20 protein-coding genes are annotated in these 25279 nt (G+C 44.1%); 10 read left to right on the forward strand and 10 right to left on the reverse strand.

All coding sequences use genetic code 11. The features are described 5' to 3' along the window. The first annotated feature begins 110 nt into the window (after positions 1-110). The 5 genes from QNM18_RS25325 to QNM18_RS25345 all read left to right on the forward strand — a co-directional run bounded on the left by QNM18_RS25325 (position 111) and on the right by QNM18_RS25345 (position 5279). Positions 111-1532, forward strand: a complete 1422-nt coding sequence (locus QNM18_RS25325; protein WP_284138783.1) for an ANL family adenylate-forming protein — start codon at positions 111-113, stop codon at positions 1530-1532. Then, on the forward strand, positions 1522-2247 hold the full coding sequence (locus QNM18_RS25330) for an SDR family NAD(P)-dependent oxidoreductase (protein ID WP_284138784.1): 726 nt from the start codon (positions 1522-1524) through the stop codon (positions 2245-2247). Before QNM18_RS25325 ends, QNM18_RS25330 begins: the two co-directional genes overlap by 11 nt. Beyond that, positions 2241-2576: a phosphopantetheine-binding protein gene (locus tag QNM18_RS25335; protein WP_211013260.1), complete on the forward strand. Its 336-nt coding sequence runs from the start codon at positions 2241-2243 to the stop codon at positions 2574-2576. The genes QNM18_RS25330 and QNM18_RS25335 overlap by 7 nt, the downstream gene beginning before the upstream one ends. A gap of 133 nt (positions 2577-2709) precedes the next feature. Then, positions 2710-4959, forward strand: coding sequence for a beta-ketoacyl synthase N-terminal-like domain-containing protein (locus QNM18_RS25340; RefSeq protein ID WP_284138785.1), 2250 nt, complete (start codon positions 2710-2712; stop codon positions 4957-4959). 47 nt (positions 4960-5006) lie between these two features. Continuing rightward, positions 5007-5279 (forward strand): acyl carrier protein, encoded by a 273-nt coding sequence (locus QNM18_RS25345; protein WP_211013262.1) that lies wholly within the window; start codon positions 5007-5009, stop codon positions 5277-5279. Positions 5280-6479: 1200 nt separating this feature from the next. On the opposite strand, the gene QNM18_RS25350 is transcribed toward QNM18_RS25345, so the two are convergent. Beyond that, positions 6480-7544, reverse strand: coding sequence for a ParB family protein (locus tag QNM18_RS25350; protein ID WP_284138786.1), 1065 nt, complete (start codon positions 7542-7544; stop codon positions 6480-6482). Beyond that, the gene (locus QNM18_RS25355) at positions 7545-8750 is read right to left on the reverse strand and encodes a ParA family protein (protein ID WP_211013264.1); all 1206 of its coding nucleotides are present in this window, start codon (positions 8748-8750) and stop codon (positions 7545-7547) included. 1675 nt (positions 8751-10425) lie between these two features. Between QNM18_RS25355 and QNM18_RS25360 the strand changes: the two genes are divergently transcribed. Next, positions 10426-11556 carry a replication protein A gene (locus QNM18_RS25360; protein WP_211013226.1) on the forward strand — a complete coding sequence of 377 codons (1131 nt, stop codon included), beginning with the start codon at positions 10426-10428 and terminating at the stop codon, positions 11554-11556. Between the two features lie 906 nt (positions 11557-12462). Here QNM18_RS25360 and QNM18_RS25365 read toward each other — a convergent pair. Further along, complete coding sequence (locus QNM18_RS25365; RefSeq protein WP_284138787.1) at positions 12463-12615, reverse strand: hypothetical protein; 153 nt, start codon at positions 12613-12615, stop codon at positions 12463-12465. A 538-nt stretch (positions 12616-13153) separates the two neighbouring features. On the opposite strand from QNM18_RS25365, the gene QNM18_RS25370 reads away from it, so the two are divergent. From QNM18_RS25370 to QNM18_RS25385, 4 genes are all read left to right on the forward strand, one after another. Further along, complete coding sequence (locus QNM18_RS25370) at positions 13154-14167, forward strand: tyrosine-type recombinase/integrase (RefSeq protein WP_284138788.1); 1014 nt, start codon at positions 13154-13156, stop codon at positions 14165-14167. 93 nt (positions 14168-14260) lie between these two features. Then, the gene (locus tag QNM18_RS25375; RefSeq protein ID WP_211013229.1) at positions 14261-15151 is read left to right on the forward strand and encodes a DNA replication terminus site-binding protein; all 891 of its coding nucleotides are present in this window, start codon (positions 14261-14263) and stop codon (positions 15149-15151) included. 225 nt (positions 15152-15376) lie between these two features. Then, on the forward strand, positions 15377-15724 hold the full coding sequence (locus tag QNM18_RS25380; protein ID WP_211013230.1) for a Rieske (2Fe-2S) protein: 348 nt from the start codon (positions 15377-15379) through the stop codon (positions 15722-15724). Positions 15725-15734: 10 nt separating this feature from the next. Beyond that, positions 15735-16502: a 4'-phosphopantetheinyl transferase family protein gene (locus QNM18_RS25385; RefSeq protein WP_284138789.1), complete on the forward strand. Its 768-nt coding sequence runs from the start codon at positions 15735-15737 to the stop codon at positions 16500-16502. A gap of 37 nt (positions 16503-16539) precedes the next feature. On the opposite strand, the gene QNM18_RS25390 is transcribed toward QNM18_RS25385, so the two are convergent. The 7 genes from QNM18_RS25390 to QNM18_RS25420 form a co-directional block, all read right to left on the reverse strand. Further along, a complete protein-coding gene (locus QNM18_RS25390; protein WP_211013232.1) occupies positions 16540-19629 on the reverse strand; it encodes a YncE family protein in 3090 nt (1029 codons plus the stop codon). A gap of 99 nt (positions 19630-19728) precedes the next feature. Beyond that, positions 19729-20292, reverse strand: a complete 564-nt coding sequence (locus tag QNM18_RS25395) for a flavoprotein (protein ID WP_211013233.1) — start codon at positions 20290-20292, stop codon at positions 19729-19731. 38 nt (positions 20293-20330) lie between these two features. Then, positions 20331-20792, reverse strand: coding sequence for a group II truncated hemoglobin (locus tag QNM18_RS25400; protein ID WP_247687571.1), 462 nt, complete (start codon positions 20790-20792; stop codon positions 20331-20333). A gap of 59 nt (positions 20793-20851) precedes the next feature. Beyond that, positions 20852-21736 carry a GNAT family N-acetyltransferase gene (locus QNM18_RS25405; RefSeq protein WP_211013234.1) on the reverse strand — a complete coding sequence of 295 codons (885 nt, stop codon included), beginning with the start codon at positions 21734-21736 and terminating at the stop codon, positions 20852-20854. Positions 21737-21753: 17 nt separating this feature from the next. Continuing rightward, positions 21754-22890, reverse strand: a complete 1137-nt coding sequence (locus tag QNM18_RS25410) for an acyl-CoA dehydrogenase family protein (protein WP_284138790.1) — start codon at positions 22888-22890, stop codon at positions 21754-21756. Positions 22891-22908: 18 nt separating this feature from the next. Next, a complete protein-coding gene (locus QNM18_RS25415) occupies positions 22909-23652 on the reverse strand; it encodes a thioesterase II family protein (RefSeq protein ID WP_284138791.1) in 744 nt (247 codons plus the stop codon). Continuing rightward, positions 23649-25274: a GMC family oxidoreductase gene (locus QNM18_RS25420; protein ID WP_211013237.1), complete on the reverse strand. Its 1626-nt coding sequence runs from the start codon at positions 25272-25274 to the stop codon at positions 23649-23651. The genes QNM18_RS25415 and QNM18_RS25420 overlap by 4 nt, the downstream gene beginning before the upstream one ends. Positions 25275-25279: the final 5 nt, after the last annotated feature.

Consider the following 25279-nt stretch of genomic DNA (forward strand, 5'->3'; position numbering starts at 1 on the left):
CCTGTGTTTTGAGGTCACTTGATGCTGATCCCCTATCACCTTGTAGGCTTGCCGCCATGCTATCAAAGGTGTTTCGTCACGCGTGGCGATCGGCGTAATAGCACCTGTTTATGTCAGTGGCGACAAGCTATTTGACAATATATGAGCAACCAAAAAAGGAAGCTAACCCAGTGGATAGAACATGGATTTTGGATCGCGTAAAACAGTTCGATGAGACCCTTGCGGTTGTTGAAGAAGATAAATGCATTACCTTTGATGCAATTGCCCAAAGCGCTCACAATTGGCTGACCAATGAGTCGATCACAGAACGCAGTATCATTGTCATCAATGGATTATTTAACGCAACGACGTTGGGGTTGATGCTTTGTGCCTATATCAAGCAATGCACAATCGTGCCATTATTTAATAGCGATGCAACGCATGTAGACACGATCATTGACACGGTTCATCCAGATTTACTGTGTGACACACGCGACGACATCATGTACTGCAGCACGATAGCCCCCTTTGCAACCACCAAGCCTGCATTATTAAAGCAACTGAATACATTGGGAGAATCTGGACTGATCTTATACAGCTCTGGCAGCACAGGTACACCCAAAGCCATTTTACTCAGCTTAGACAAGCTTTTGCAGCGTTATCAAGTTCACAAAGAGCACCCCACCTCCACCATCGCAGGCTTTTTGTTTTTTGATCACATTGGCGGTTTTGATGTCTTGATGCAGTGCCTAATGACAGGATGCACCTTGGTCAGCATGACTAAACGCACCCCTGAAGATGTGTGTCAGGCCATTGAAAAACATCGTATCAATGTATTACCCACTACGCCGACTTTTCTCAACATGGTGTTGATCAACCGCAGCTATCAACGTGTAGATCTAAGTTCACTTACCGTGATTGCATATGGCTCAGAAGTCATGCCACAAGCAACACTCGACTTGCTGCAACAAGCGTTGCCGCATGTCACGCTAAAACAAACATATGGTATGAGCGAGCTGGGGGTTTTACCCACAGAGTCGAAGGCAGGCAACTCACTGTGGCTAAAAATAAAAAAAACCGACTACAAAGTGCAGGATGGCGTGTTGTGGGTCAAATCGCCAACGGCCATGCTTGGTTACCTCAACCAAGATCATGCGCCATTGAATGATGGGTGGCTGTGCACTGGGGATTTGGTGGAGCAACAGGGGGACTATATTCGCATTCTGGGGCGCCAGAGCACAGTGATAAATGTCGCGGGTGAAAAGGTATTTCCGGCCGAAATTGAAGCCTTCCTATTACAAATTCCATTTGTAAAGAATTCATCAGTCTGGGGGAAAAAGAACCCGATCACCGGAAAAATTGTCGCAGCGACAATTTACACTGATGAAGAAGTCGATCCGAAGCAGGCAAAAAAACATATTTTAGATATCTGTAAGCGAACCTTAGCCCCCTACAAAATTCCAAGACACTTCGAATTTGTAAATGAGCAGTATCATAGCGAAAGGTTTAAAAAAATCAATAAGATACAAGGAACACAAACCAGTGGAAAATAAAAAGGGTACAATTGTGATCAGCGGTGGAAGCCGAGGGTTGGGGTTCGAAATCGCGTCCCAATTTTTGCAGCAAGGATATACCGTTGCGACATTTTCAAGAGGCAGTACTGAGCATGTAACAGCACTTGCAGATGATCCACGCTTTTTTTGGAAGTCGGTTGATGGCAGTGACTATCAGGCTCTAACCGAATTTCTCAAAGAAGCTCAGCAGCGACTCGGCAATATTGTTGGCCTGGTCAACAATGCCGCCATTGGTGCGGATGGGGTGCTCAGCACAATGCGTACATCTGACATTGACCGGGCGTTGGATGTGAACCTCAAAGCACAGATCTATCTATCAAAATTAGTTTCGAAGAAGCTCTTGCAAAACCGCGATGGGTTTATCATTAATATCTCTTCCATCATGGGCGTAAGAGGGTTACCTGGTGTTTCAATTTACAGTGCCACAAAAGCGGCAATGGATGGCATGACCAGAAGCTTAGCGAAAGAGCTAGGCAGAAAAGGGATCCGTGTCAACTCTGTCTCTCCGGGCTATTTTGCCAGTGACATGGTGAAAGATCTGTCAGATGACATTTTAGGTAAAATTGAGCGCCGTACACCGCTAGGGCGCTTAGGTACACAGAGTGAGATTGCCAAGTTGGTGCTATTTTTAGCAACTGAGGGGCAATTTATCACCGGGCAAAACATCGTCATAGATGGAGGTTTTACATGTTAGACACACAACAAGTTAAAAATGAGGTGTTGGATAGTATTATCCAAGAGGTGGCCACAATACTGTCTGAAAAGTCGCTGCCGATCACACAACTGGAAAGCGCTACAGCATTTTCTGAATTGTCATTAACGTCTCTGGATTTGGCCGAACTGATCAGCAATCTAGAAGCGCGCTATGAAGTTGACCCATTCGAGGAATTGGTTGCCATCACCAGTGTCGTTACCATAGATGATCTCGCTGCGGCTTATACGCTGGGCTTATCAGGTCAACCTGAGGGGACACATGACGCCCTCAGCGAAGAGCTAAAAGCCATAAAGAATCAAACACGGTAATCGAGCTAGACACTGACATATAAGATCATAGCGACACATTGGCTATATGCGCCATCATTTTGGTGCTCGCTATGGTATTTCAGCTGTTCATATCTAGCGTGACTCAGAGATATAAACGTAGAAGTAAAAATACATGATGGCTACAGATGATATAGCAATTGTCGGGCTCGCTTGCCGATTTCCAGAGGCAAGTTCTCCGGCCCAGTTTTGGCAAAACTTAGCACAGGGACGGGAGTCCATAGCAAGATTATCCGACGCGCAATTACGCAACGCAGGTGTCAGCGACAGCGAATTTGAGCAACCCAGTTACGTCAAAGCATATACCCCCCTTGCCGATATCGACAAGTTTGATGCGCGCTTTTTTGGGATCCCAGCAGCAGAAGCAAAGTTAATGGACCCACAACAGCGGACCTTGCTTGAAATTATCTATCACGCTTTAGAAGATGGCGGCGCTTTGCAAACAGCGCAGCAGAGAGAAACTGGTGTCTATGCAACTGGTGGCGGGATCACCCGTAGCTATCTTTATCAAGAAGCGACAAAGCACTTTAAGGGCAATAGTGATACCGGCAGCTTGTTACAATTACTCAACGATAAAGATTTTCTTGCGACACGGGTATCCTACAAATTAAATTTACAAGGCCCCAGTCTCTCCGTGCAAACAGCCTGCTCAAGCTCCATGGTTGCAGTTCACTTGGCAAGAAGCGCATTACTGAGCGGAGAAATCGATATCGGTATCGCCGCAGCCAGCTGTATCAGACTACCACAAGAACGGGGCTACAATGCCGCAGAAAGTATGATCTACTCACCAACCGGTCGCTGTAGAACATTTTCAGACGACGCCGATGGCACCATTTTTGGCAGTGGCTCAGGCGCAGTGGTACTCAAACGTTATCAAGACGCACTGGCCGATGGCGATCATATTTATGCACTGCTCAAGTCAACCGCGGTCAATAATGATGGGGCTGGAAAGTTTGGGTTTACCGCTTCCAGTGTGCCAGGTCAAGCCAAGGCCATGGTTAAAGCTATCGCATTGGCGGGGATCAGTGCGGACCAGCTCAGCTATATTGAATGCCATGGCACTGCGACCAAAATAGGCGACCCACTGGAGATCCGCTCGCTCGAAAAAGCATTTTCACTGGATACCGATAAAAAACAATTTTGTCATATCGGTAGCGTCAAACCGAATATAGGTCATTTAGAGCAGGCGGCTGGACTTGCCAGCCTCATCAAACTTGCGCTGATGATAAAACATCGTCGGCTTGTGCCCACTATTAATTTTCGCGCACCCAACCCGAAATTAAAATTGCCACAATCCCCCTTTAAAATGGCACTCGACTATGAAATGTGGGAACCCGAACAACAGCGGTGCTACGCCGGGCTGAACTGTTTGGGTGTGGGGGGCACCAATGTATTTGCCATTCTCAGCGATCTCCCCACCACCGACGCGACAGCATCCAATGACAACAACCTAGTTGAACCTGCACAAGATGTGTTGTGTCTGTCAGCCAAAACGAAAACACAGCTCGTCGAATATATCGAGTGTATCGCAAACGATGAACGGCCTTTGCCACTGTGTGCCCTCGCCTACAACATCAATACCAGCCGTGCACATTTACCAATACGTAATACAGTGGTGATTGACCGGGATATGAGTATAGGACAGTGGCGCGAACAAGCCTTGACCAAGATCGCGGCGTCCAGCGAGCGGCGTGGAACGACATTTGATAAACCAATCCAGTATATATGTAACCCCACAGAATTCGTTCATGCCAGCCAAGTAGCTACACTGGCCGCTGACATGCGCTGCCAATGTTTTACAGATGCCTATCAACGCTGGATGGACAGTGCAGCGCTCACTCTCATAAGTGACTCCACGGCCCCCTTTACACAGCACGTGGCGAAATTGTTGGCATTTGAACTGGCATTGTATGAGCAGTTAAAGCACTGGGGATTAAAGATGGCATCATTTCTTGGTGAGGGAATAGGTCGATATGCGCAACTGTTGTTGGAAAATGTCCCCTCGCAACAGTGGCTCAGTACGCTGGAAAAAGAACTACATATACATCACGATAATTTAAACCACGCACAAACTCATAGCTTTTCTCAGATGGGTGAAGTGGCCATTGAGCAAGATCTACACCTCGCAAGTGAAGGCCCGATAATTTATCGCAATCGTCCTTTACATAACCTCACAGATGATGTGTATGTCTGTGCCAGCGAACAGTTTACTACCACCGAACTGTGGTCCCTGCTTGCCACGATTATCGACAAAGGCGCGCAAATTAACTGGCAAAACTACTATCCTCTCAAGGCTTTTGAAAAACATACTTTACCCAACTATCCATTTGAGAAGAAACGCTATTGGTTGGTTGATGAAGACTAACGTTGTTACACCTAGACTAACAAAAGATACAAGGAGCATGAAATAACATGAGTAACGCAGCAACAGCTAGAACATTGGTAATTAGCTTTATTGAAGAAATGAATCGTTCATCACTACGTGGAGACGAGATCCAAAATGACTTTGAGCTAAAAGATAAACTTAATATCGATTCATTAAACAAGCTCATTTTACTGACCCGAGTCACAGAGCACTTAGGTATTGAGTTTGGCACAGCCGATAAAACCATTAATGACTTCACCACAGTCAACGATCTGATCTCATTTGTTGAATCACACACCTCAGCACTAGAAGTGTCGTAACTTTTTCGACCTCACTTGACCAAGGCAGCTGGGATCACACGCTCTTCGTACGTTTCTGGTTTCTGGCTGCTGCCCAGACAAATCGCTGCAATATATACGGATATATCAGATATCACCACGCATTGTGGTTTGATACATCGCCAAACGACACTGTGTAGACAAGCCTATTGTACGTGTAGCTACAAGGTATTAGTCACCTTATCGCTCTCATCTGTGATCCCTGAGCCATATTGCCATATCTTAAACCTGCCTTTTTAACCATATGCGTCACTTTACCCCCTTTGATGGTAGCATACGCCGTCGTCGTTGATTTGACGACGTTTGTCTGTGGTCAGTTCAAGAAAACCAAGATACCTTTACCCTTAATATGGATCTCATTATCCTTAAAACGCTCGCCAAACTAGGATTTCCAAAAGCACCATAGGCGCTTTCCTATTGTTGGCGCATACCGATGAACCCAATGATAAATAGTTGTGTGTTCAGCGCAGGCTCCCGCTCTCAAACATTGCTTCCAACTCGTGGTCACTGTATTCACATTAATCCCAATCAACTTAAAAATAGGAGCTAATTCACTCAATGGTATTTCCTTATTTCAGTTAGTGATGACTTAAAAAAGGGGGAATTATGACCCCTCGCGTGAGAACACAAAACAGTAAAGGAGAGAATGCGATTATTGGCTTCAAGGCGCCAGTTTCGGTCAGGTGAAATACCATTACACATCTTTGCTCAAAAAATGCTGTAGAGCAACAAGAGTTGAATAGGCCTACTTATTGAGTGCCGTCCATCCTTAAGGGGGAGGAGGGAAGCGCTTGTAGCTCCTCACGTAAACATAGATATGATGATAAAAAACCAAAGCAGATCTCTAAACGCAGAAAGACGAAGGTATACCCGAGAGCTTGAAGAGCAATTTGTTGCTCAAACTGTGCTGTAAATATTTTAATACCCACGGGCCGCTGAGATAATAATACGGTGTTCAAAGCGACGATATTTAAACTGGTTCATGTGGGGTATACACTAGAGGTTTAGCGCATTTCAAAAGAACCCAAATGCGGTCACAGTGAAAGAGAGCTTGCGTTTAATTCTTGGCGAATTCAGTTTGAATAATTTGCTAATAAGTTGGCGAATTCAACTTGAATAATCTGGTTTTAACTTTAAAAGCAAGGAGTTAAAAACTCCTTACCTTGTTATACAAGACGAATATTAATCTCGATAATGCTGCGCTAAAATCGCTTGCACAGAAGATTCAATCTCTTTCAATACGTCTTTTTTGATCCTGCCAAACTCAAAGGACACAGCTCGGTTTGACTCTTTTTTTCTCGCAAACATGTCTTTTGACTCAAAATGTCTCAGTGTAGAAGTCACCACAGGTGGTTTATTGGGACGTTCAGAGCTCAAACTTGCTTTAAGAGTTTGGCTGATAATTTCTTTATGCTCATGCACCTCGACACCATCAAGTTGTACGGCCAACAATTCCTGGATACGAATTATCTCATCATTCAAGGTATCCTGATATCTGCTCATCACTTTAAAGAGCAGATCATAATCGGCGATGGAGAGCTCTCCTGCAATAGGGTAGAGCTGGATCAGTCGAATATCCACACTGGCCGCTTTCAATGCTCGACAGATCTTTGCTTGACTGCAGTTGTGTAGTTTAGCCAAATCCGCTTGCTTCAGTGTGGGGTTGTGCTTTTGCATCGTCAAACACTGCTGTCCAATCTCAAATAAATTATGCTCTTTTGCAGACTGTAACTGTTTTGCTAAATTTTTTGCATCGTCTAACGCTAATTCGTCCCGTGTGACCAGCACGCGATAGCCATCATGTTTGTGAAATAAAAACCAAGCTCTTCTTCTTGAACCATCTAGTATTTCAATCTTTCCGTTTTTGTATCTGGCAACAGCGGGATGGAATTGTTGATAGGTAAGTGAATCAAGATCTGCAACAGACTCTTCATTTAACAACGCTTGCTCACGACCATTAATATCGAAGTTAACTTCTGTGTCATTTTTTAACTGTGTATGATCAAGCACCATTTCCGTGAAGCTTGCTTGTTGTCCTGACGCTAGCTGCCAGTGGCTTGTTTTACCGATCGATTCAACCCCGAAGTGTTGCTTAAGATACCCGGTCACATCTTCACCGGATATTTCGATCTGCGAGGATAGCTGCTTAAACAAATTAGGAATGCGAGATTTTGCATCTCGTTTTTCAGCTTCGTGCGAACCGAATGTATTGCCCAGAGGGTTGATCTCACCACGTCTTTTAGCCATCTACTGATTCTCTCTTTGTTGTTGTGACCAAACAAAATGAATATCTCGCATGATCTGGCTTGTCACCTCAAACGCATTTTGCTGTGCATTTTGGAATGAAGACTTTGCTTTTGGATATTCACTTTTAGACATATCAAACACGGTACTGAGTAAAGAGGATGATTGTCGAATGGCTTCACTGTGTTTAAATTCTTTCGAATAGATTCGCTGCTCAAAATATTGCGTCAACTGATTCATCAATTCAGTCGTGGTTGCGCTGTCTCGATGGTTCGTCAACAAAATTTTCATGAAATCATACCCACTGTGGCCTTCGTTGAGAAGTAGTGACCAAATTTTTGGTATGTAACTAAAATAGGAACATGTTGCATCAATATCGTTTTGTGTCACCGACAGTGGAAATATCACGCTTGAGGCCGCGTAGTAGGCATTATATGTCGAATAGCCTAAAGAGGGTGGGGTATCGACAATAATGATGTCAAATTCGCTCTCAACTGCTTGTATGATGTTATCTAATAAGGTGTATGGCGAAGAGAGTGCTTTATTAAACACCTGTTCGTGAAACCAGCCTTCTAAGGCTCTGTCATATTGAGAAGCTGGCAGAATTCTTAAATTGGGAATAGTGGTTGGTAAAAACGCATCAGAGATCGCGCTTTGTAATGTTTCCCCTTGGTCTAATTCAAAATTTTCCATCATCAAATCACCAACAGATAGGCACCCCTGTTGAATGGCTTCAGTGGCATAATACATAGATAATGTGGATTGCCCATCCATGTCGATCAGACCTACTCGATATTCTTGAGGAAACTCGGTTGCAATACCTGAAGCAATTGTTGCTGCAGACACTGTTTTTCCAACCCCCCCTTTTTGGTTCTGGATCACGACAACTTGCACTTTTTGATGCTCAGAACGAACAAACTTTGCTTCTTTGCGCAACTCCTCTGGTAGTTGATCTCTGATCAAGTAAATCTCTTCTAAGTTTACCGACCATACGGCATCGTCATGTCTACGTGGATCAATATTTGTTTTGGAAACATATTTATCCAAGGTTTTACTATTGATTGCCAAATAAGCCGATGCTTCAGCACGAGTGAAGTTTCGCTGTTCCTTTTTATTGTTGATCAACAAACGTTGGTTTCGTCTTTTGATAAGTCCATCAGCACTGTCTTTAAGTGCGAGAAAAGCATTGGTGGTTTGTTCAGAATCCATAATAATTCCCTTGATATTTTAAATTATACTATACACCTTAAAAAAGAGCTTACAAACAAAAAAATGATGTATTGAACAATAATAGAGCGCCTTTTCCTATTCTATCGATGTGATCTTCTGTATTTGATAGAAAAGAATATTAAACTTATGGTTATAACAGCTAAGGGTAATTTATAAGGTTAATATTGGTTAATATATAGGTATAAAGGCTAGTGGCTTATTTAAGTTAATAAGTATTTGACTACATTAAACTTTATCAATTTTCCCAGATCTACTTTCCTATATGTATAGATCGAATTTACTCTATGTTTTGGATCATGATTACTCTATGTTAAAAAGCTATCCGAGAATTTACACACAGCTTAATCACAAATATATTCACATTTTTGACCTAGAGATCAGAATTACTCGCAGTTCGAAGGCTTGGTTATCCACATTGCATCTGTATGTAGGTAGATATTTTCCGTAAATTCATATCGAAGATCTGATCTCCTCGTTGATCAGATCGGATCTACTACCAGTGTAGATCACCTTATCCACATGTATACGCTGCGTTTTTTATCTCGCTGTACTAATACAGATCAAGATTCCTCTATGCTTTTCCCACTGATTTATATCAGCGAATAAATTCGTCGCCAGTATAAACGAGATCAGATTTACTCTATGTTTAGACGATAATATTATCATTTTTCTTTCAAAATTGGTTAATTATTGTGTAACAGAACACAATTCCTCTATGTTCAACAAACATGTCCTACATTTGAGAAAGAATGAAGTGGATCTTTTGAAAGGCCTGATATTGATAATATACTTTTTTATTCAATTGCTTAATCACGCAGACTACTCTTCTCAGATCACATTTACTCTATGTTTATATGGTTATAAGTTAGAGCGTTAAATTAAATATATCTATTTAAAATCAATTGGTTAATCTTTTTATCGGAAAAATTCAGAACGTAATTCCTCTATGTTTCAGGGGCGGGAGAGAAGTGCTGCGTGAGTTTAACTATTTCAATAAATTCAATTGATTATGGAGTGCTTGTGCAGAATGGGATCATATTTCCTCTATGTTACCCCCATTTTTGATAGCGATGAACTCCCTTTCATTATGCTATTTAGTCGTATATAAGAAAGGTGTTGTGCAATACAGATCAAGATTCCTTCATGTTTCTGGTCGCTTCAAAATTAAGAAGAAAACTTTATATTCAATAAGTTATAACTTTTTCAATCTCACAGATCTCATTTCCTCTATGTTTAGTGCATACCGGATAGATTGAAACAATGAAAAAAATGAGTTGATGACTTTATTCCTTCACCCTAATTGAGTAGGCGTCTTTTCCTTTTTAGATCATATTTCCTCTATGGTTGAATGGAACAAGAGATTATGCATCGATGTGTTTATTTTGGCGGCTGGCAAATTACTTTTTGTTGCTGTCCTAGAAAAAAGTAGTGATAGGAAAGGGAGGGAACGGAAAGAAGGCTGAGTATGTCGCCCGGCTTTTTAGTTAGTCCTAGATTCAGATCAGATTTCCTTTATGGTTTGTTTGTTCAGATCAGAGTTCCTATATGTTTTATTTTATCAGATCAGATTTCCTATATGTTTTGTTTTAGATCCGCATTTAAATTTTTAGTGGTATGCTGTAGCGTTATACGGAATAGTACGGAGCTGTCGGTAATGAAAACACCAGTAAAGAAAGTATCTTTGAGCAATCTACCTGCTTCCATTAGACGAGATATTGAAACTATCGAAAGTGCACACCAAGTGGAGCAGCTTTCTTTATTTGTTGATTGTAAAACATCCAGTGCAGGCTTAAAAAGCTCCTTAAGCAATACATTTGTTGGCTATGATCTTTGGTCTCGATTTATCAGGCATAAACGTGAGCAGATCCCCGTCAATGCAGCCAGTGATAAGGTTATCATATCTCGTCGTGTCTCTGAAAAAGTGGACAACGTTCTGTATGAAGGTGTACTCGATATATCCCCTGCTTTGATTAAAGGCAAGGATACAGATTTTTTTGCCTGGCCTTCTGACAGAGAAGAAAAGGTAGAGCGCGCATTAGTCAGACTGGGATCTCAAGGGCGTATTGTGAAAATTTCAGGCCGGGTAGGGGAGCGCTATGCAATTGTTTTTACCTTACGCGAGCTTCAATCTGAACTTAAGTCGGTATCACAAACCTTATCAGTGAATGAGATTAAAGAATCCCTTCTAATTCTAAAGGGCGCTGAATTGAGTATGCAGTGTCGAGAAGTGAACGGGGAGTCGGAATCCTATAGCGAGTCGAGAATGAACTATATCAGTAGTATTCATTTTTCGGGCGCTAACGGAAAGTCCACCGTTAAATGTGTGGCCTTTTTAAATGAGGTGATGTCGCAACAAATTGAAGGCCTGACATATCGAAGCTACTATTTTGACCGTGTACAAAGCTTTAAGCGATCGCTAAGCCGCTGGTTAACATTGCGCCTTTACCAAGTATTTAAATATGCTGCAGTGGGAAAAACATATCACTTTATGCTGGTAAATATGTCTTTAAAGTTTGGCTCGATCACGTCCCAAGAGGATGTCGATAAAAGTCGCCTGACTGCAATAAGGCGTGATATGACCAGCACCATGAAAGATTTGATTGATTCAGATATTATCAACCGCTATACAATTGAAAATGAAAAAGATGATGATGGTAATATCGTCGACTACAAGTATGAAATATATCCAACAGCACGTTTTTGTGAAGAAATTTTGAGCTTAAATAAACAATATAAAGCTCGTTTGGCAAAAGCTGAAAAGTTAGCGGGTATCGAATCGGATTAAGGCACCATTCGGTACTTGGTATCGTACCAAAGAACACCTCATCATCTATTTCATGTGACTATTTTGACTCAGTGGATCAAAACAAACCTTATAGGTTTGATTGTTTGACAATAAATGGGTTTTACAGCCGGCTTGTTTTATATATCACAGTGGGTTCTCTATCAATGTAATTGATAACAAAGGGTAAAGTCATGGCTCAAAGGTCATCTTATAAGCTGCAAGGAAAATTCAGGCAATGACAACCGTGACGACTTTTTATCATTTCAGCACTATTGCATGCTGTATTTGATGCCTGCTCATTGCGTATCCACTTTTGTGACTCTGACAGGATGAAAGTTTTAATACGCTTTTAAACATACCCATCGAACTGCATTTAGTACATTAACAATGCGTGATTATCAGTCTCATCTATAAATGGCTTTGCCAACCAGAAGGGAAAAATTTGCTCCGCGACTGGGAGCAACCAGGTATATTCAAAAGTTACTCTAGAAAGCGGTCACGAACATGCAAGCTAACGGTAGCCTAATGATAGGTAATTAGATAAAGGGCCCTAGTCGCAAATTACACTTTAAGAACACATCATACATGTGGTTAACGATTAGGGCAAAAGAGATTACTTAATTTATTTATGATTTTAGATAAAAAGCGAGGGATGTTTCTTCATCAAAGCAGACTATGCAAAGAGCGCTGGGAACCAATAAAAAGTAGCTATCATGCATCTATGATGAAGTAACAAGGTATGACTATAGGGAAAAACGATGAAAAAGTTTAGTAGAAGGTTCGCTTTTTGATATCGAGACTCTAGCTGCTAAGACATCTTGTTGTTACAAATGGCTCTGAGATCGAGTGCATTGAGTCTATAGTGCTGAAGGCTTAATTTAAGCCTACTGGCGATATTGGCCAAATTCATCTTGAGATGGCCTTCATAACTTCAATCTGATCTAACGCAATGGTGAGGGCACTTGATAACCTTTTCATCTCACTATCAATATTCGCAGACACATTGATATTGGACTCTCCAACTTCCCAAAACTGGCCGGAGCTTATCAAAGCATTCAACGCTTGATCCCGTAGGTTGACACCCATGCTTTAGTAAGTGAGGAACTCGGATGAAACTTATTTTTTGCCAAGTGAGCCGTTTTCCATGATTTGTATTTTACTCGAGATCCCATTAGGGTAAACAACATGTTCTGGATGATGAATTGAAGTACTTGAGGGTGACCAGTAAATAGCTTAAAAAATACATGATGTGGTTTTTGAAGACTTGATCATGCAGGTTAAACACGTCATGAATAAACGAAAGATTTTCCTCATTTTCCTTTAAAGCGGATCTGAGGCGTTATATTCAACTTGAATTCGCCAAGTTTACAAAGTTCACAGTTGAACAAATAGCCAACTTTTAAAAATTGGAAGCGTAACGCATTAATAAAGCGGTGTTCAGATTTTACTTTTATCTATCCTATATAGGGAAAATGACAAAACAACTTGATTTAACATAATTAATTTACTGCCGTAAATATACATTTACGTTAGTAAATGATATGCAGATCGGCTATAGTAATGTTGTCGTATTAAATAGCCTTAAGCGCCATAAATTATGAGTTATCGTTTGTCACATATACTGGGTATAGCACCTAGTGAGGTAAGTAAAGAGAGCAGTTTACATACTGGTGGGCAGAATTTGATTGTCCGCGATAATGAGTGTCCGATCTATGCGTATATTATGTCGCTTAATTCTGACAAGTCCAAAGAGACCGCTAGACGAGTGCTCATGGCTGTCGCTATGCACCTCGGGTGCGATGATATTTACCATATAAAATGGTCAAAAATAGATAAAAATACAATAAATAACTTACTGATTATTTTGGATAAAGTAGGCCTTTCCCCAGATACAAAATCACTTTATTTGTCGGTAATTAAAAGTGTTTTGAAAGAAGCTTTTTTACTTGGTCAGATCACCACATTGCACTATGAGCGGGTCAAAAGTGTGAAGAGGTCCATGGGATCAAGGATTAAAAAACATCAGTTGATCAGCGAACAAAACTTTCGACAGTTATTGCAGCAGGTTGATGAGGTAAAGCAGCCCACTGCGACTTGTTTACGGGACAAGGCCATTTTTCATTTGTTGATAGGATGTGGTTTGCGACGTTTTGAGTTGTCAGGGTTACAGTTGGCACAAATCAATCATGAGACGCAGCATCTTATTGTGGTGGGTAAAGGTAACAAAGAGCGTGAAATAAAACTACATAATATTACTTATCTTGCGCTAAAAGCCTGGCTAAATATTCATCCATATCGCAACGGCCCTGTGTTTGTCAGGTTGACCAAAAGTGGCCAACCTTACTATAAAATGTCCGATACACCGGGCCTATCAGGCCATGCAATCTATAACTTATGTAAGAAGTATGGATTGATCTCGGCAGCACAGCGTATCCCACCCCATTCATTGAGAAGGTCATATGCTACCTGGTTGTATAACAATGGCGCTGATCTAAAAGTAATTTCTGTTTTGCTGGGCCATTCATCGCTCAAAACCACAGAAATTTACATTAAGCATACTCAGGATGATATCGATCAGGCCGTCGATGCCAATTTATTTAGTTCATTTTGATGTTTAGTTAAGCAGTTTAAAATTTAGCTGCATTGCTGCGTTATACTATTGAATAAATAAAGGGTATGATGTAGTACAAAAATAAGTGAAAGCATGCAAAAAGTAGCCGTTATACGAAAAATTCGCGCTGATCTGCACTATTTACAAGTGCACATTGGAGAGGCGCTAACACTCTTAAAAGATGCCCAGCTACAACCATGCTCAGCTGTTTATGAGCTGCCAAGATTAACACAAGAAAACATTGCAGAGCATGCTCCCACAATTTTGCCCAACCCCCTGTTTAATGAGCAAGCCCGTCAACGTTTTCTCCATCATGCATTGGACTTTACACTCAAAGGTAATCACCCTGGGGTTATGGCACGTCGCTTACCAGGCTGTCTATGCTTTAGTACTCCTCACGATCAGGAGTTGAGGGAGCGAGTTGCACACGTAAATCAACTAAAAAGTGAATTCGACACGTTCATTCAGCATCATGCCGGCAAAAACCCCGATCAGAGATTTGAACTTGTATCACAGGCAGTACCATTATTGATCCGCAAAGCCGTTTCTAGAAACTTATTGCTCGCACCACAAGACACTTTTAGCTTATCTTATAGCTGGTCACATTCAACCAGCCGAAGTGCGATACAACCAAGGCAGTATTGGCATGAAAAACTGGATAGGACCTTGCAATCAAAACTGTCCGATGTGAATGCAAGTAATTGGGTAAAAATGATAGAGCAAGAAAAGAAAGCATTGGCAAACGCCAATGACAGCGAATATTTTCGCACAATAAGGCCACTTCGCATCACCCCAATTGTCAATCTTAAATACAACCGAGGTCAAAATGGGGAATTCAACAAAACCACCATGATTGCCCACTCACCTGTGATTGTCTTAAATGATCGGCCTAAATTATCACCACTCAAACCCTATACAGGCAAGCGCATCAGAGATGCCAGAGCGGGCCCTGTCATTGCTCGCTTACATCTGTATCGCGCCTAGAAACCGCTTTTGATGAGTAATATCTCTCATGATTTTAACAACTTGAATGTAGCATTAGGTAAGGGATTACGCTATGCTGGAGTCTATCGCTCGCAGTCCCCCTAAGTATGATGTCAGGCTTTAAACAGGCCGCTCTCACGACATCTAATATACATGCGCCATGTATTTTGCAATGAGTGATTGTTCTGACAAGAACCAGACATTAAGTATTGGAAGGATGAAACCATGACATTAGCTCAAGGACGCTATCATATAGCCACAACAGAAGACCAGCTCAAAGAAGGAAAGAGCATGGCACTTAAAATCAATGGGTACAATGTCCTATTGTGCAAATTCGAAGGTCAATATTACGCGTTTAAAAATAGCTGCCCCCACCAAAGCCGGCCAATGACAAATGCCAAAGTCAAAGCTGGAAAACTGATCTGTCCGTTGCATGGGGCGAAATTTAACTTATCAGATGGCGCATCTTTGGGATCGCTCACCAAGCGTCCACTCACAAGTTATGATATCTTGGTCGAAAACAACGAAGTACATATCAAGCTCCCGTGTGAAATAGAAACCGTTTCCTGCTAATGGGCTCGGTATGACTCCACATCATCCGGTACTACCGCTTTGGATTGCAAAAGATGAGCAGATCACGTGTCCTGAGTTATTAGACCAATATAAATTAATGCTCAGTGATGAAGAGCGAGCACACTACTTGCGGTTCATCTACGATGGCCATCGGCATCAATATTTAGTTACCCGCGCACTCGTTAGATGCACTTTATCCCGATACTGCCCAGATATTGCGCCACATCAATGGCAGTTCAAAAAGAGTCGCTTTGGCAAACCAGCCATTGTGAACCGTCTCAATGCACCGCTTTACTTTAACCTATCCCATACCAAAGGGGCTGTGGTGTTGGCTGTAAATTATGTAGGTGAAGTAGGGGTAGACATTGAGTGGATACAAAGGCGAGAGAAAATCACTGATATCGCGACGCGTTACTTTACACAACACGAAATTAAAACCTTGCAAGCCATGGACCCCGTAACGCAGCGCCATCACTTTTATCAGCTATGGACGTTAAAAGAGGCATATATTAAAGCGTGCGGGCAGGGGATGTCGCTCCCCCTAAATCAGTTTTATTTTCAATTCTTAAAACAGCGTATTCATGTATGTCATACCAAACCAAGCTCCTTGGTAAGCGAAAATTATCAATTTTTGCAGTTTCAAATGGACACAGAGTATCAAGGTGCTTTGGCCATCCAGTGCACAACTGGTGACTTTTCTTCTCCCGCTATACAGTGTAGACATGTCGTACCATTGCGCACGGAGCAAAACGATACACACATAGAATTGAGCCGTTGATAGGGCCATAACGACTATGCGTTATGACCCTATCTGTTTAATGCCCCCAACGAAACCAATCGAAGCCATCTGGTAGACCATCGGTATCTCTATCAATTCCGATCCGATAACCCGATCCCGGCGGCACTGCTGTGAAAGTCACAGGCCCATGGCACAATCTAAATACTAGGCCAAGTGTCAGTAGTGGGAACCCTCTGTCAGAGGTAAATAAGCCGTACTGATTATACAAAAAACCTCGCGGCTTGCCGTGCACTAAGCACTTTGCCACCACATCAGCTTCGACCGTTTCACCACCGAGTGTTTTAGAGACAAACTTTTCTCTGGCTCGTTTGAGTAGTAGCTTAACCCGCTCAAAGCCTGTATCTGTATAGTGGTTGAGTGTGATCTGCTGCCCCACAATCGGTGCCAAGTCCCCAGGAAAAACGAACATATATTGTTCCGTGTCTAGTCGCTGTTGTGTCGTTTGAAATCCAGTGCCTTTGCCTGAATCAAAGAAACGACTGGAGCCAAAAAAGTTCCCGATAGTATCAACACCACCGTCTTTCAAAAAGCCAAACCCTTTGATCTGATCGCCTTTGAAGTCAAATACACTGGGGTCGGGTACCGTGTGCATATTCACATCTTCATTGGGCACAATGCCAAATGCACCTACCCGATTTGCCAAGTTGCGCAAGTGGGGGATCTTCAATATTTGCGGATCCTCTATGTTCTGCCTGCCATTGGTGCCAAAAAAACCTTTTTCTGGTTCCAATGCGTGACATCCTTCACAACTAAACCCACCGACAAAGTCCATCCCAGTAGATTGATTCAGTAAAATATTATCTAACTCGGACAAAAATACCGCGCGTCGTGTGACTGTTATCTCTGTACCATCAGGCATGGTGACATCTTCTTTGAGGCCAAAAAAGAAGTCTCTGCCATTTTGTTGTGATGGCGTTAGGCTATTGTCTAGGTTTCTAACCGGGTTTGGTGGCATAAAAAGTGCCTTTGTAAATGCCCAAAACTCCAGCATTTGCGATTTTGACAGCGGCTCGGCCATGCCATTGACTGATGCATAACTCGGGGCAAAATTTATAAATGAAAGCGCTTCGTCAAACGCATCATCCAAAGTAGGATTGTCGGGATCTGCGGTGAATACACCATTGAGTTTATCACCTCGCCAATGCATGGCGCCATGTGTACTGATCCCTCTTAACGTCTGTGTCAATAGAGGTCCTTTAAGTGGGTGGAATTGGTTGACCTCCGCGTCACCGTTGAGTGCAGCTAAGCGTTCCGCACCCACGGGATCAAAAGAGGACGCAAACTCAAAAAATTCACGTAAATTAATCGGCAATGAGCTGTTTTTAACGCGCTCATTTGGATCCCCTAAATCCCATGCTATAAAGTCGTGATCACCAAAAATATGGCAACTCGCACACGATGCCTCTCCATTACTTGAGGTCAGTTTGGCATCATATAAATAGGGGCGCCCCTTTACGATGGACTCAGGCTCAGGATTAAACAGTGTGACGTGATCAACTTCTTGCTTGGTTCTAGTATCCACCACTGAAACACCATTATCAAAGCGCGTATAGACATATAGAGTTTTATCGTTATCAGCCAGCACCAGCCCACCTGGACCACCTGCCGAGAGCTGAATGTGCGACGCCTCGCTAGGAACAAAAGTATCATTTTCGAGCGCTGTGGTATTAAATGTGCCAATCGCCTGAGAGCCAAATGCAGCCACATATAACATCTGTCCATCTTGGCTAACGACCATTTCCAAAGGAGTGGACAGACTACTAGCCTTCACCTCAGCGGGGGCGACAGGCTGATTATAGTCAATGTGCTTATTGAGGTGACGAGGGATAACATTATTGCCACCTTGATCATGTTCATCCGCCGATGTGATCACAGTAATTCTCGACTCTGCAATATGTCCTCGCAGCGATTTGCCATTATAGCCCTCGCCAGTATAGCGTTTCATATTTTGCGCCTCGGTATTGCTCACGTAAAGCACATCCGTACGCGGGTTCACAGCCATATTGAATAACGTCGTGCCCACAGATTGATGGAATGCTACCTCCTGTAAATCCAGCGCATCTATGACAAAAACATCTTTGTCCGGCAGATGCATACGTACACCATTGCTCCAGTTTCTTCCCTGCGCATCGACAAACTGGCCAGTATTGAGGTCATTATCAGCCGGTCCTGCATTAGGGTCAAACTGTACTATCAAACTGGTTTCTGGTGCTTTGAACCCTTCAAAGTTTTCAGCAGGCGCAGGCAACCCTCCGGGTAAAACGCCTTTGCCAGCAGCGTTGACGGGACCATTTGGTGACGCTTGACCATCCAGTGTTTCACAGGGTGCTGCATGTTCAAAGCCATTACAAATAGTGAAATTATTCACGAGGGCAGTTCTATTGTGTGAAAAATGCGCAGCCATATAGACGCGTTTTCCATCATTACTGACCGCCAATGCACGGGGAGAGTCCGAGAAAAAAGACATTATTTTTAGTGGCTTACCACCCAGTTCGGCACCCAATTGATGACTGTCAAACACCCAAACATCAGCGCGCCCGACGCCCGGTGTTGTCAACTGTGGATCGCCGGCACCTGGTACACTGGCAATGCTCGAGTGGGTTCGGTGTTGGCCTCGATGTGCCGTCGCAACAAATAACCTCGGACTGGCGGGACCACTGCCGTCAGGGTCTGTGACGACAATGTCACGAGGTTCATCACCGACCAGAAGTGTCTTACTAACAAACGCGCTTGCAGGGTTTCGCACGTTCACGACACTGACACTGTCCGAAAGGTGGTTAGCAACAAACACAATGTCATTGCTTAAAACCGCCACGGCAACGGGCTCCATCCCCACCATGACTGAGCCAAGTAGTCGGGGCGTGGTATAGGTAATATCAAAAATTTCCAAACGGTTATCTGGAATGTTAGTCACAAACAAACGTTTGCCATCAGGGGATATCGCTAAAGGTCGAACCGGACCACTTTCAAACCCGATAAAGTCTGGTTTATTGGTGTTGGGTGTACTCAACGCTGTTGTTGGGAACAGCAGGCTCATCATCAGCAGGCAATACCACTGCCAATGCGCATATATGCTTTGTCGTTTATCTCTTCTCGCTTGGTACATACCTTCACACCTTCTAATTATTGTTGTTGTGAAAGCCAACTGGAGAAACACGCAACACCCAGTTGACCTGTTTTCGCTTTAATACCTTGGCGCGCTTTGTTAACTTCCAATGTTGTCGCGTAAAATGGCGATCACATCCTCTGGGCTTGGAAAAGAAGGGTGTCCCACCATACGTGCCAGCGATACATCAAAGTTTTCGTGCCAAACCGGCTCGACCACTTGATAACCATCTTCTCGCAATTGCTGCACATTTCTGCGTACAGCGGGTTTTTCCCACATACTGGCCCCCATCACTGGAAAAAACAGCACGGGATAAGTTGCAGCCATAATAATGGTGGCGAGTCGATTAGGAGCACTGCCCGTTGCCACAGCTGCTAAGGTATTAGCAGTCGCAGGCATCACGGCCACAATGTCATGATCAGCAATGATCCTAGAAGGTTTATCCGTTGGCCAATCTTCAGGCTTTTCACCACTGATCACCCGATCTGCGAACAGTGCGATGGTGGTCGCCGGAATAAAAACCTCGGCTGATTTAGTCATCAATACCGTTAAAGTACAGTCTATGTTGGCTTTAATTGTTTGCAAATACTTAGGAAGTAAAACGATATCCACGGATCCAGAGACGCCTATCAGGATACGCGCTTTCTTTTTATGTTCGTCCATCTTTTTCTACCAATAATTAGTGTAATTTAGGTTAATACTTACTCGGTCCCCGGAGGCGCTTCTCCCCATCCCCACCGCGGCACGGTTTCTCGTTTTGAGGGGGGCGCATCCGGTTGCGAATTAGCCAGTGCTCGTCGAGAGCCCCATTCGATGTATGCTACAAAAGCGGAACGAAACTCGGGATCGTCTGGCAGCTCAATTTCATCGGCTGTTTGCAACATCAGTGCAACCCAGCGTTCTCGCTGCTCCGGCTGGATCTTTCTCCCTCGATGCCTTCGGATCATAGTTTTAAAGCCACCGCGCTCTTCGGTATAAATCGAAGTGCCGCCGAGTACCTCTTCAAACCACATTGCAACATGAGTGTGATGGTCATCTGCCATATGTTGGAAAAGCGGCTGCAACAAGTCATCTTGCTTCACTTTTTCATAAAATTTTTCTAATAGGGTGGCCACGGCTTCCCGTCCCCCCATCCATTCAAATAATGTCGGCTGTTGTGTCATTATTTTTCTCTTTATTCGGGCGTGATTATGTCTAATCAATGGCGCATAAGGCGCTATGATCAGCCGAGTTCCAATGATGCAATGGCTTGAATTTTGTGCTTTTCACCTTGTGGCTCTGTGCCTCTGTACATGCGGAATGTATGAAATATCTCCTCATACCCTAACGCTTTTAAGGTGTTGATAAAACCAAGATCCAACGTCGGTGCATCAATTGTTACCTGTGTGCCAAGTGGCACCTGTGCCATCGCCACAGCGAACAGCTTCTCGCCGACCGCTTGATTTTCGGCATAGAGAGGACCCAATCGGTAACCATCTGTGGAGCGGCGGATCCCGACCACACCTAAGACCCCATCACCAGACTCTATTAAAAAGCCGTGACGCCCCTCTCCGCTGAACCAGTTTTGCAATAGCGCAGCACGTGAATAGCCAGTAATTTTCGCATCAAATTCAATGACCGCTTCGATATTGTCAGCCGTAATATTTTGCACGCCTTGCGGTGCATCAACTTGTTGGTTATGCACCCCAACCAACCTCGAAGTTTCATAGTGAGTGACAAACCCGCCTTTTTTGTAATTTTCTTCCTGTTCAGGCATGCCATCAAGCCCAACTGAGCGCTTGTCACAGTGATGAAATGCATCGTAACTCAAACGCAACCCATACCCTTTACCACGGGCACCAGGTGCAACTAAATAAAACCCAGCATAGGCATACTCATCACTATAATTAACAACGGATACCGAAGCGACCGGCTCTCCATTCACATAGCCCAAGTAAAAGCCCTGATCATCAATGTTAAAAAAGCACTCGGTATCACCTAGACCCAAATCCCACTTTTCAGCGAGCGCCCATTCATTAACAATTTGCCACTCTTCCAAAGTCGCAGGTTTTGACGTCCACGACTGGTGGTCCTGTGTTAATTTATAACTATCTAATTTTTCGCTCATTATTCTCTCCAAATTTGCTAAAGGCCAATCGACTTTCCAATTACTTCTTGCAACACTTCACTGGTGCCACCATAGATTTTCTGCACTCTGCTATTTACCCAATGCTTCCCCATGCTGGAGTCACTCATGTAACCCGATGCGCCGTGCAATTGCATGCACTGCTCAGCCACTTTGACCTGCAAATTGGTTGTCCATAACTTGGCGCGTGCCGCGTCATCGACATTGAGTTTTTTGCGATTAAACTTGTCAATCGCATCATTGAGATAGATCCGGGCAATCTTGACTTCGGTATCTAAATTGGCGAGTGTGAACTTATTGTGTTGCAAAGAGCCTATAGGTTGACCAAATGCAATACGGTTTTTGCTGTATTCCAGCGTCTCTTTTAATATGGTTTCAGCGGTGGCCACTGCTACTGACGAAATACTTAAACGCTCTCGGGTCATGGCCGTCATAAAATAATAACTGCCCATGTTTTCACGGCCGATTAGGTTGTCTACAGGCACATGACAATCCTCAAAATAAAGCGCGGCAGTGTCACTGGCATGCCATCCTAACTTCTTCAACGCGGCACCTCGTGTAAAGCCACTCAAACCTCGTTCAAGGGCCAATAAGCTCAGTCCTTGACCGCGTTGGCCGCTGCCCGTTTGTACCGCAGTTACAACGATGTCAGCGTTGACGCCATTGGTAATATACGCCTTGCTCCCATTGACCACATATTTTTCTCCGTCGCGCACTGCTGTGGTCTTTATTTCTGTTGAGTCAGATCCGCCCCCAGGTTCAGTGGTGGCAATCGCAGCGACTTTTTCACCACTACACAGCGCTGGCAACCAACGTCTTTTTTGTTGCTCTGTGCCATGCGCGTTGATGTAACTGGCCAAAACATCGTTGTGAGAAATAATGATAGGTGCTGTCAGTCCAGCGCTGATCAACTCTTCTGTCAGTATAACAGTATGAGAGATGCCCTTGCGACCTTGACCACCATACTCAGGATCAATCTCCATACCAAGTAACCCTGCTTCACCCATTTTTTTCCAAAATGAGCGGTCCACTAATCCCTGTAGCTCCCACTGCGCTTGATAGGGCACAGCTTCTCGTTGCAAAAAGTCTCGGCAGTATTCTCTAAACTCATTGTGCGATTCGATATCTTTACTCACTGCTATCCCCTCGGTTCCCTAACATACCGGTTGCTCAGACACTAACCCTTGCAACATTTCTCGCTCCACCACATCCCAATTGTCATAAATTGCAAAATGGTCGCCAGCCACTTCCACGTGTTTTGTTTTGCCAGTGGAGTGCTCCTGCCAAGCGAAGACATCCCGCTCTGGCACATCAAAGTCTTTTGATGCGGTAATAAGGGTTAGTGGCTGTTTAACTCGCATGTGTTTTAACGCGCCAAACTGACTTTTCACTGTGTAGTCACTGCGAAGCTGCTTGATCAGTCGGTTGGCGATCAAAGGCTGGTTCAGTACCGCCTCGGGCGTGCCTTTATCTCTTCTGATTTTTTCCAAGATCGCCTCATCGCTTAGCAAATGCAGGTTTTCCTGTTCTTGCACGCAGGGGGCAGGCGAAGCAGAAATGATACTAAATGTCGGTCTCATCCCGTATTTACGCTCTAGCAATTGGTTTACCGCCATGCTGATCACGCCACCAAAGCTATGCCCAAATGTGACCCAATCCTGACACTGATCTTGTGCACTGACATAGTGCAAATGTAACGCATCGGCGAGCTTATTTACTAACTCGTCCAACTCTTGAATGTGTGCCTCTCCACCTAATGCGCCTCTACCTGGGATCTCAATCGCTTTGAACAACAGCTGAGGCTGTTCCTGCGCATATTTACTCCACGCGTTATATACCGCAGCCCCCGCCCCCAAGTGCGGAAATGCGTACACAACTCTTTTTTTATCCACACTCATTGTAGTGCTCCTACTTTTAAACTATTGGCGATCCGCTCCGCTACCATAATGGTGGTTAAATTGGTCGGCATCGACGGGACACGTGGGAACAGCGAGGTATCGGCGACCGTGATCCCTTCAAGACCATGAAGCTTGCCCTGTTCGTCAGCGGCTGTGCCCGCTTGACCGGGCTCGCCCATACACACAGTGCCTGAGGCATGCCAACCAGGGTTTACGAGGTTTTTCATCGCATTGTGCATAACAACATCATTGTTGATCATGGAGTCGGACCAGATAGGAATGTCCTCTAGACAGTCAGCAAGTTTCTCGTGTCGTATCACCGACCAAATCTTTCTCACTCCACCTATCAAACGCTTTATATCTTCATCGTGTTGGCGAATAGGAAAATCTATCACAGGGCTGGTTTTTGCACATGGCGTTTCAATAAACACCCGGCCGCGTGCCTGAGGCCGCATCAACATCACCGAGGCGCCCACAAGCATGGTGTCTTCCCCTTGTTGACTAAATCTCGGTACCGTTTTGCTACTCACATTGTTGAGCAGGCCAATTTGCACATCAATTTGGCTGTCATGACCACTGGGTAATCGGGCGGCGACCTGTCGCCATGGTGAACCAGTGGTGCATAGCGCTTGTTTGGGCTTGGCCCACAACACTACGGCACTGTGATCTTGTAAGTTGCCCCCTACAGCAGGTAAATCTGCCACCACAGGGATCCCGAGCTTGTCTAAGTGAGTTGCATCCCCCACGCCTGAACGCTGTAAAATTGCCGCGCTGCCAATCGCGCCAGCACAGAGCACCACATGTTTCGCCTGTAGTTCACGCGCTGAGTTGCCTTGTAGCACCCTAACCCCAGTCGCTTTGTTTCCCGAAAACTGCACATGAGAAACCATAACATCGGTTAAAACATGGAGGTTTTTCCGACCACGCATAGGTTCAAGATACGAGCGATACACATCCAGTCGCTCAGCTTCGTGACCAACATTGGAAGGGACCAATCCCACACTCGTTTGCTCACCGTGGTTTAAATCTTCAGTATAGGGAATGTGATGTTCTTGACAGATCTGAGAGAAGAGCACATCCAATGGGTGCAGTTCAGCCTCAGAGGGCCGCCGGATCCGCAAGTAGCCATCTTTACCATGGCGGTCGGTGTCGCCAAAATCTGCATCCGCTTCTAAATGATCAAACCAGGGTTTTACTTTATCCCATTGCCAGTTTGGACAGCCCAGTTTAGCCCATGTATCAAAGTCACTGGGAAACCCGCGCAGCGCCACAGCGCCATTGACCGCTGATGAACCGCCCATCACTTTGCCCGCTTTGTAGCCAAATAATTTATCCGGCGCACGCTTGCCCGGTTTCGCGGGCGCCTCAGGCTGTTCTGATAAGAAGCGATTACTGCCACTGAGGTTCGCTTCATAATCCCAATTATACCCATCCAAAACCAATTGAGAGGCATCTCTTAGTGGGCTATTTTCCTCATTTGCATCCGAGTCCTGACCTGCCTCAATTAATAGCACCGAGACCTGCTCATCTTCAGACAATCGAGCAGCCATGACACATCCGGCCGTTCCGCCCCCAATAACAATGTAATCAAAAACTTGATTATGTACTTCATCGCTGTACATTGACG

Source organism: Pseudoalteromonas obscura (assembly GCF_030135505.1).
In the GTDB taxonomy this organism is placed as follows: Bacteria; Pseudomonadota; Gammaproteobacteria; order Enterobacterales; family Alteromonadaceae; genus Pseudoalteromonas; species Pseudoalteromonas obscura.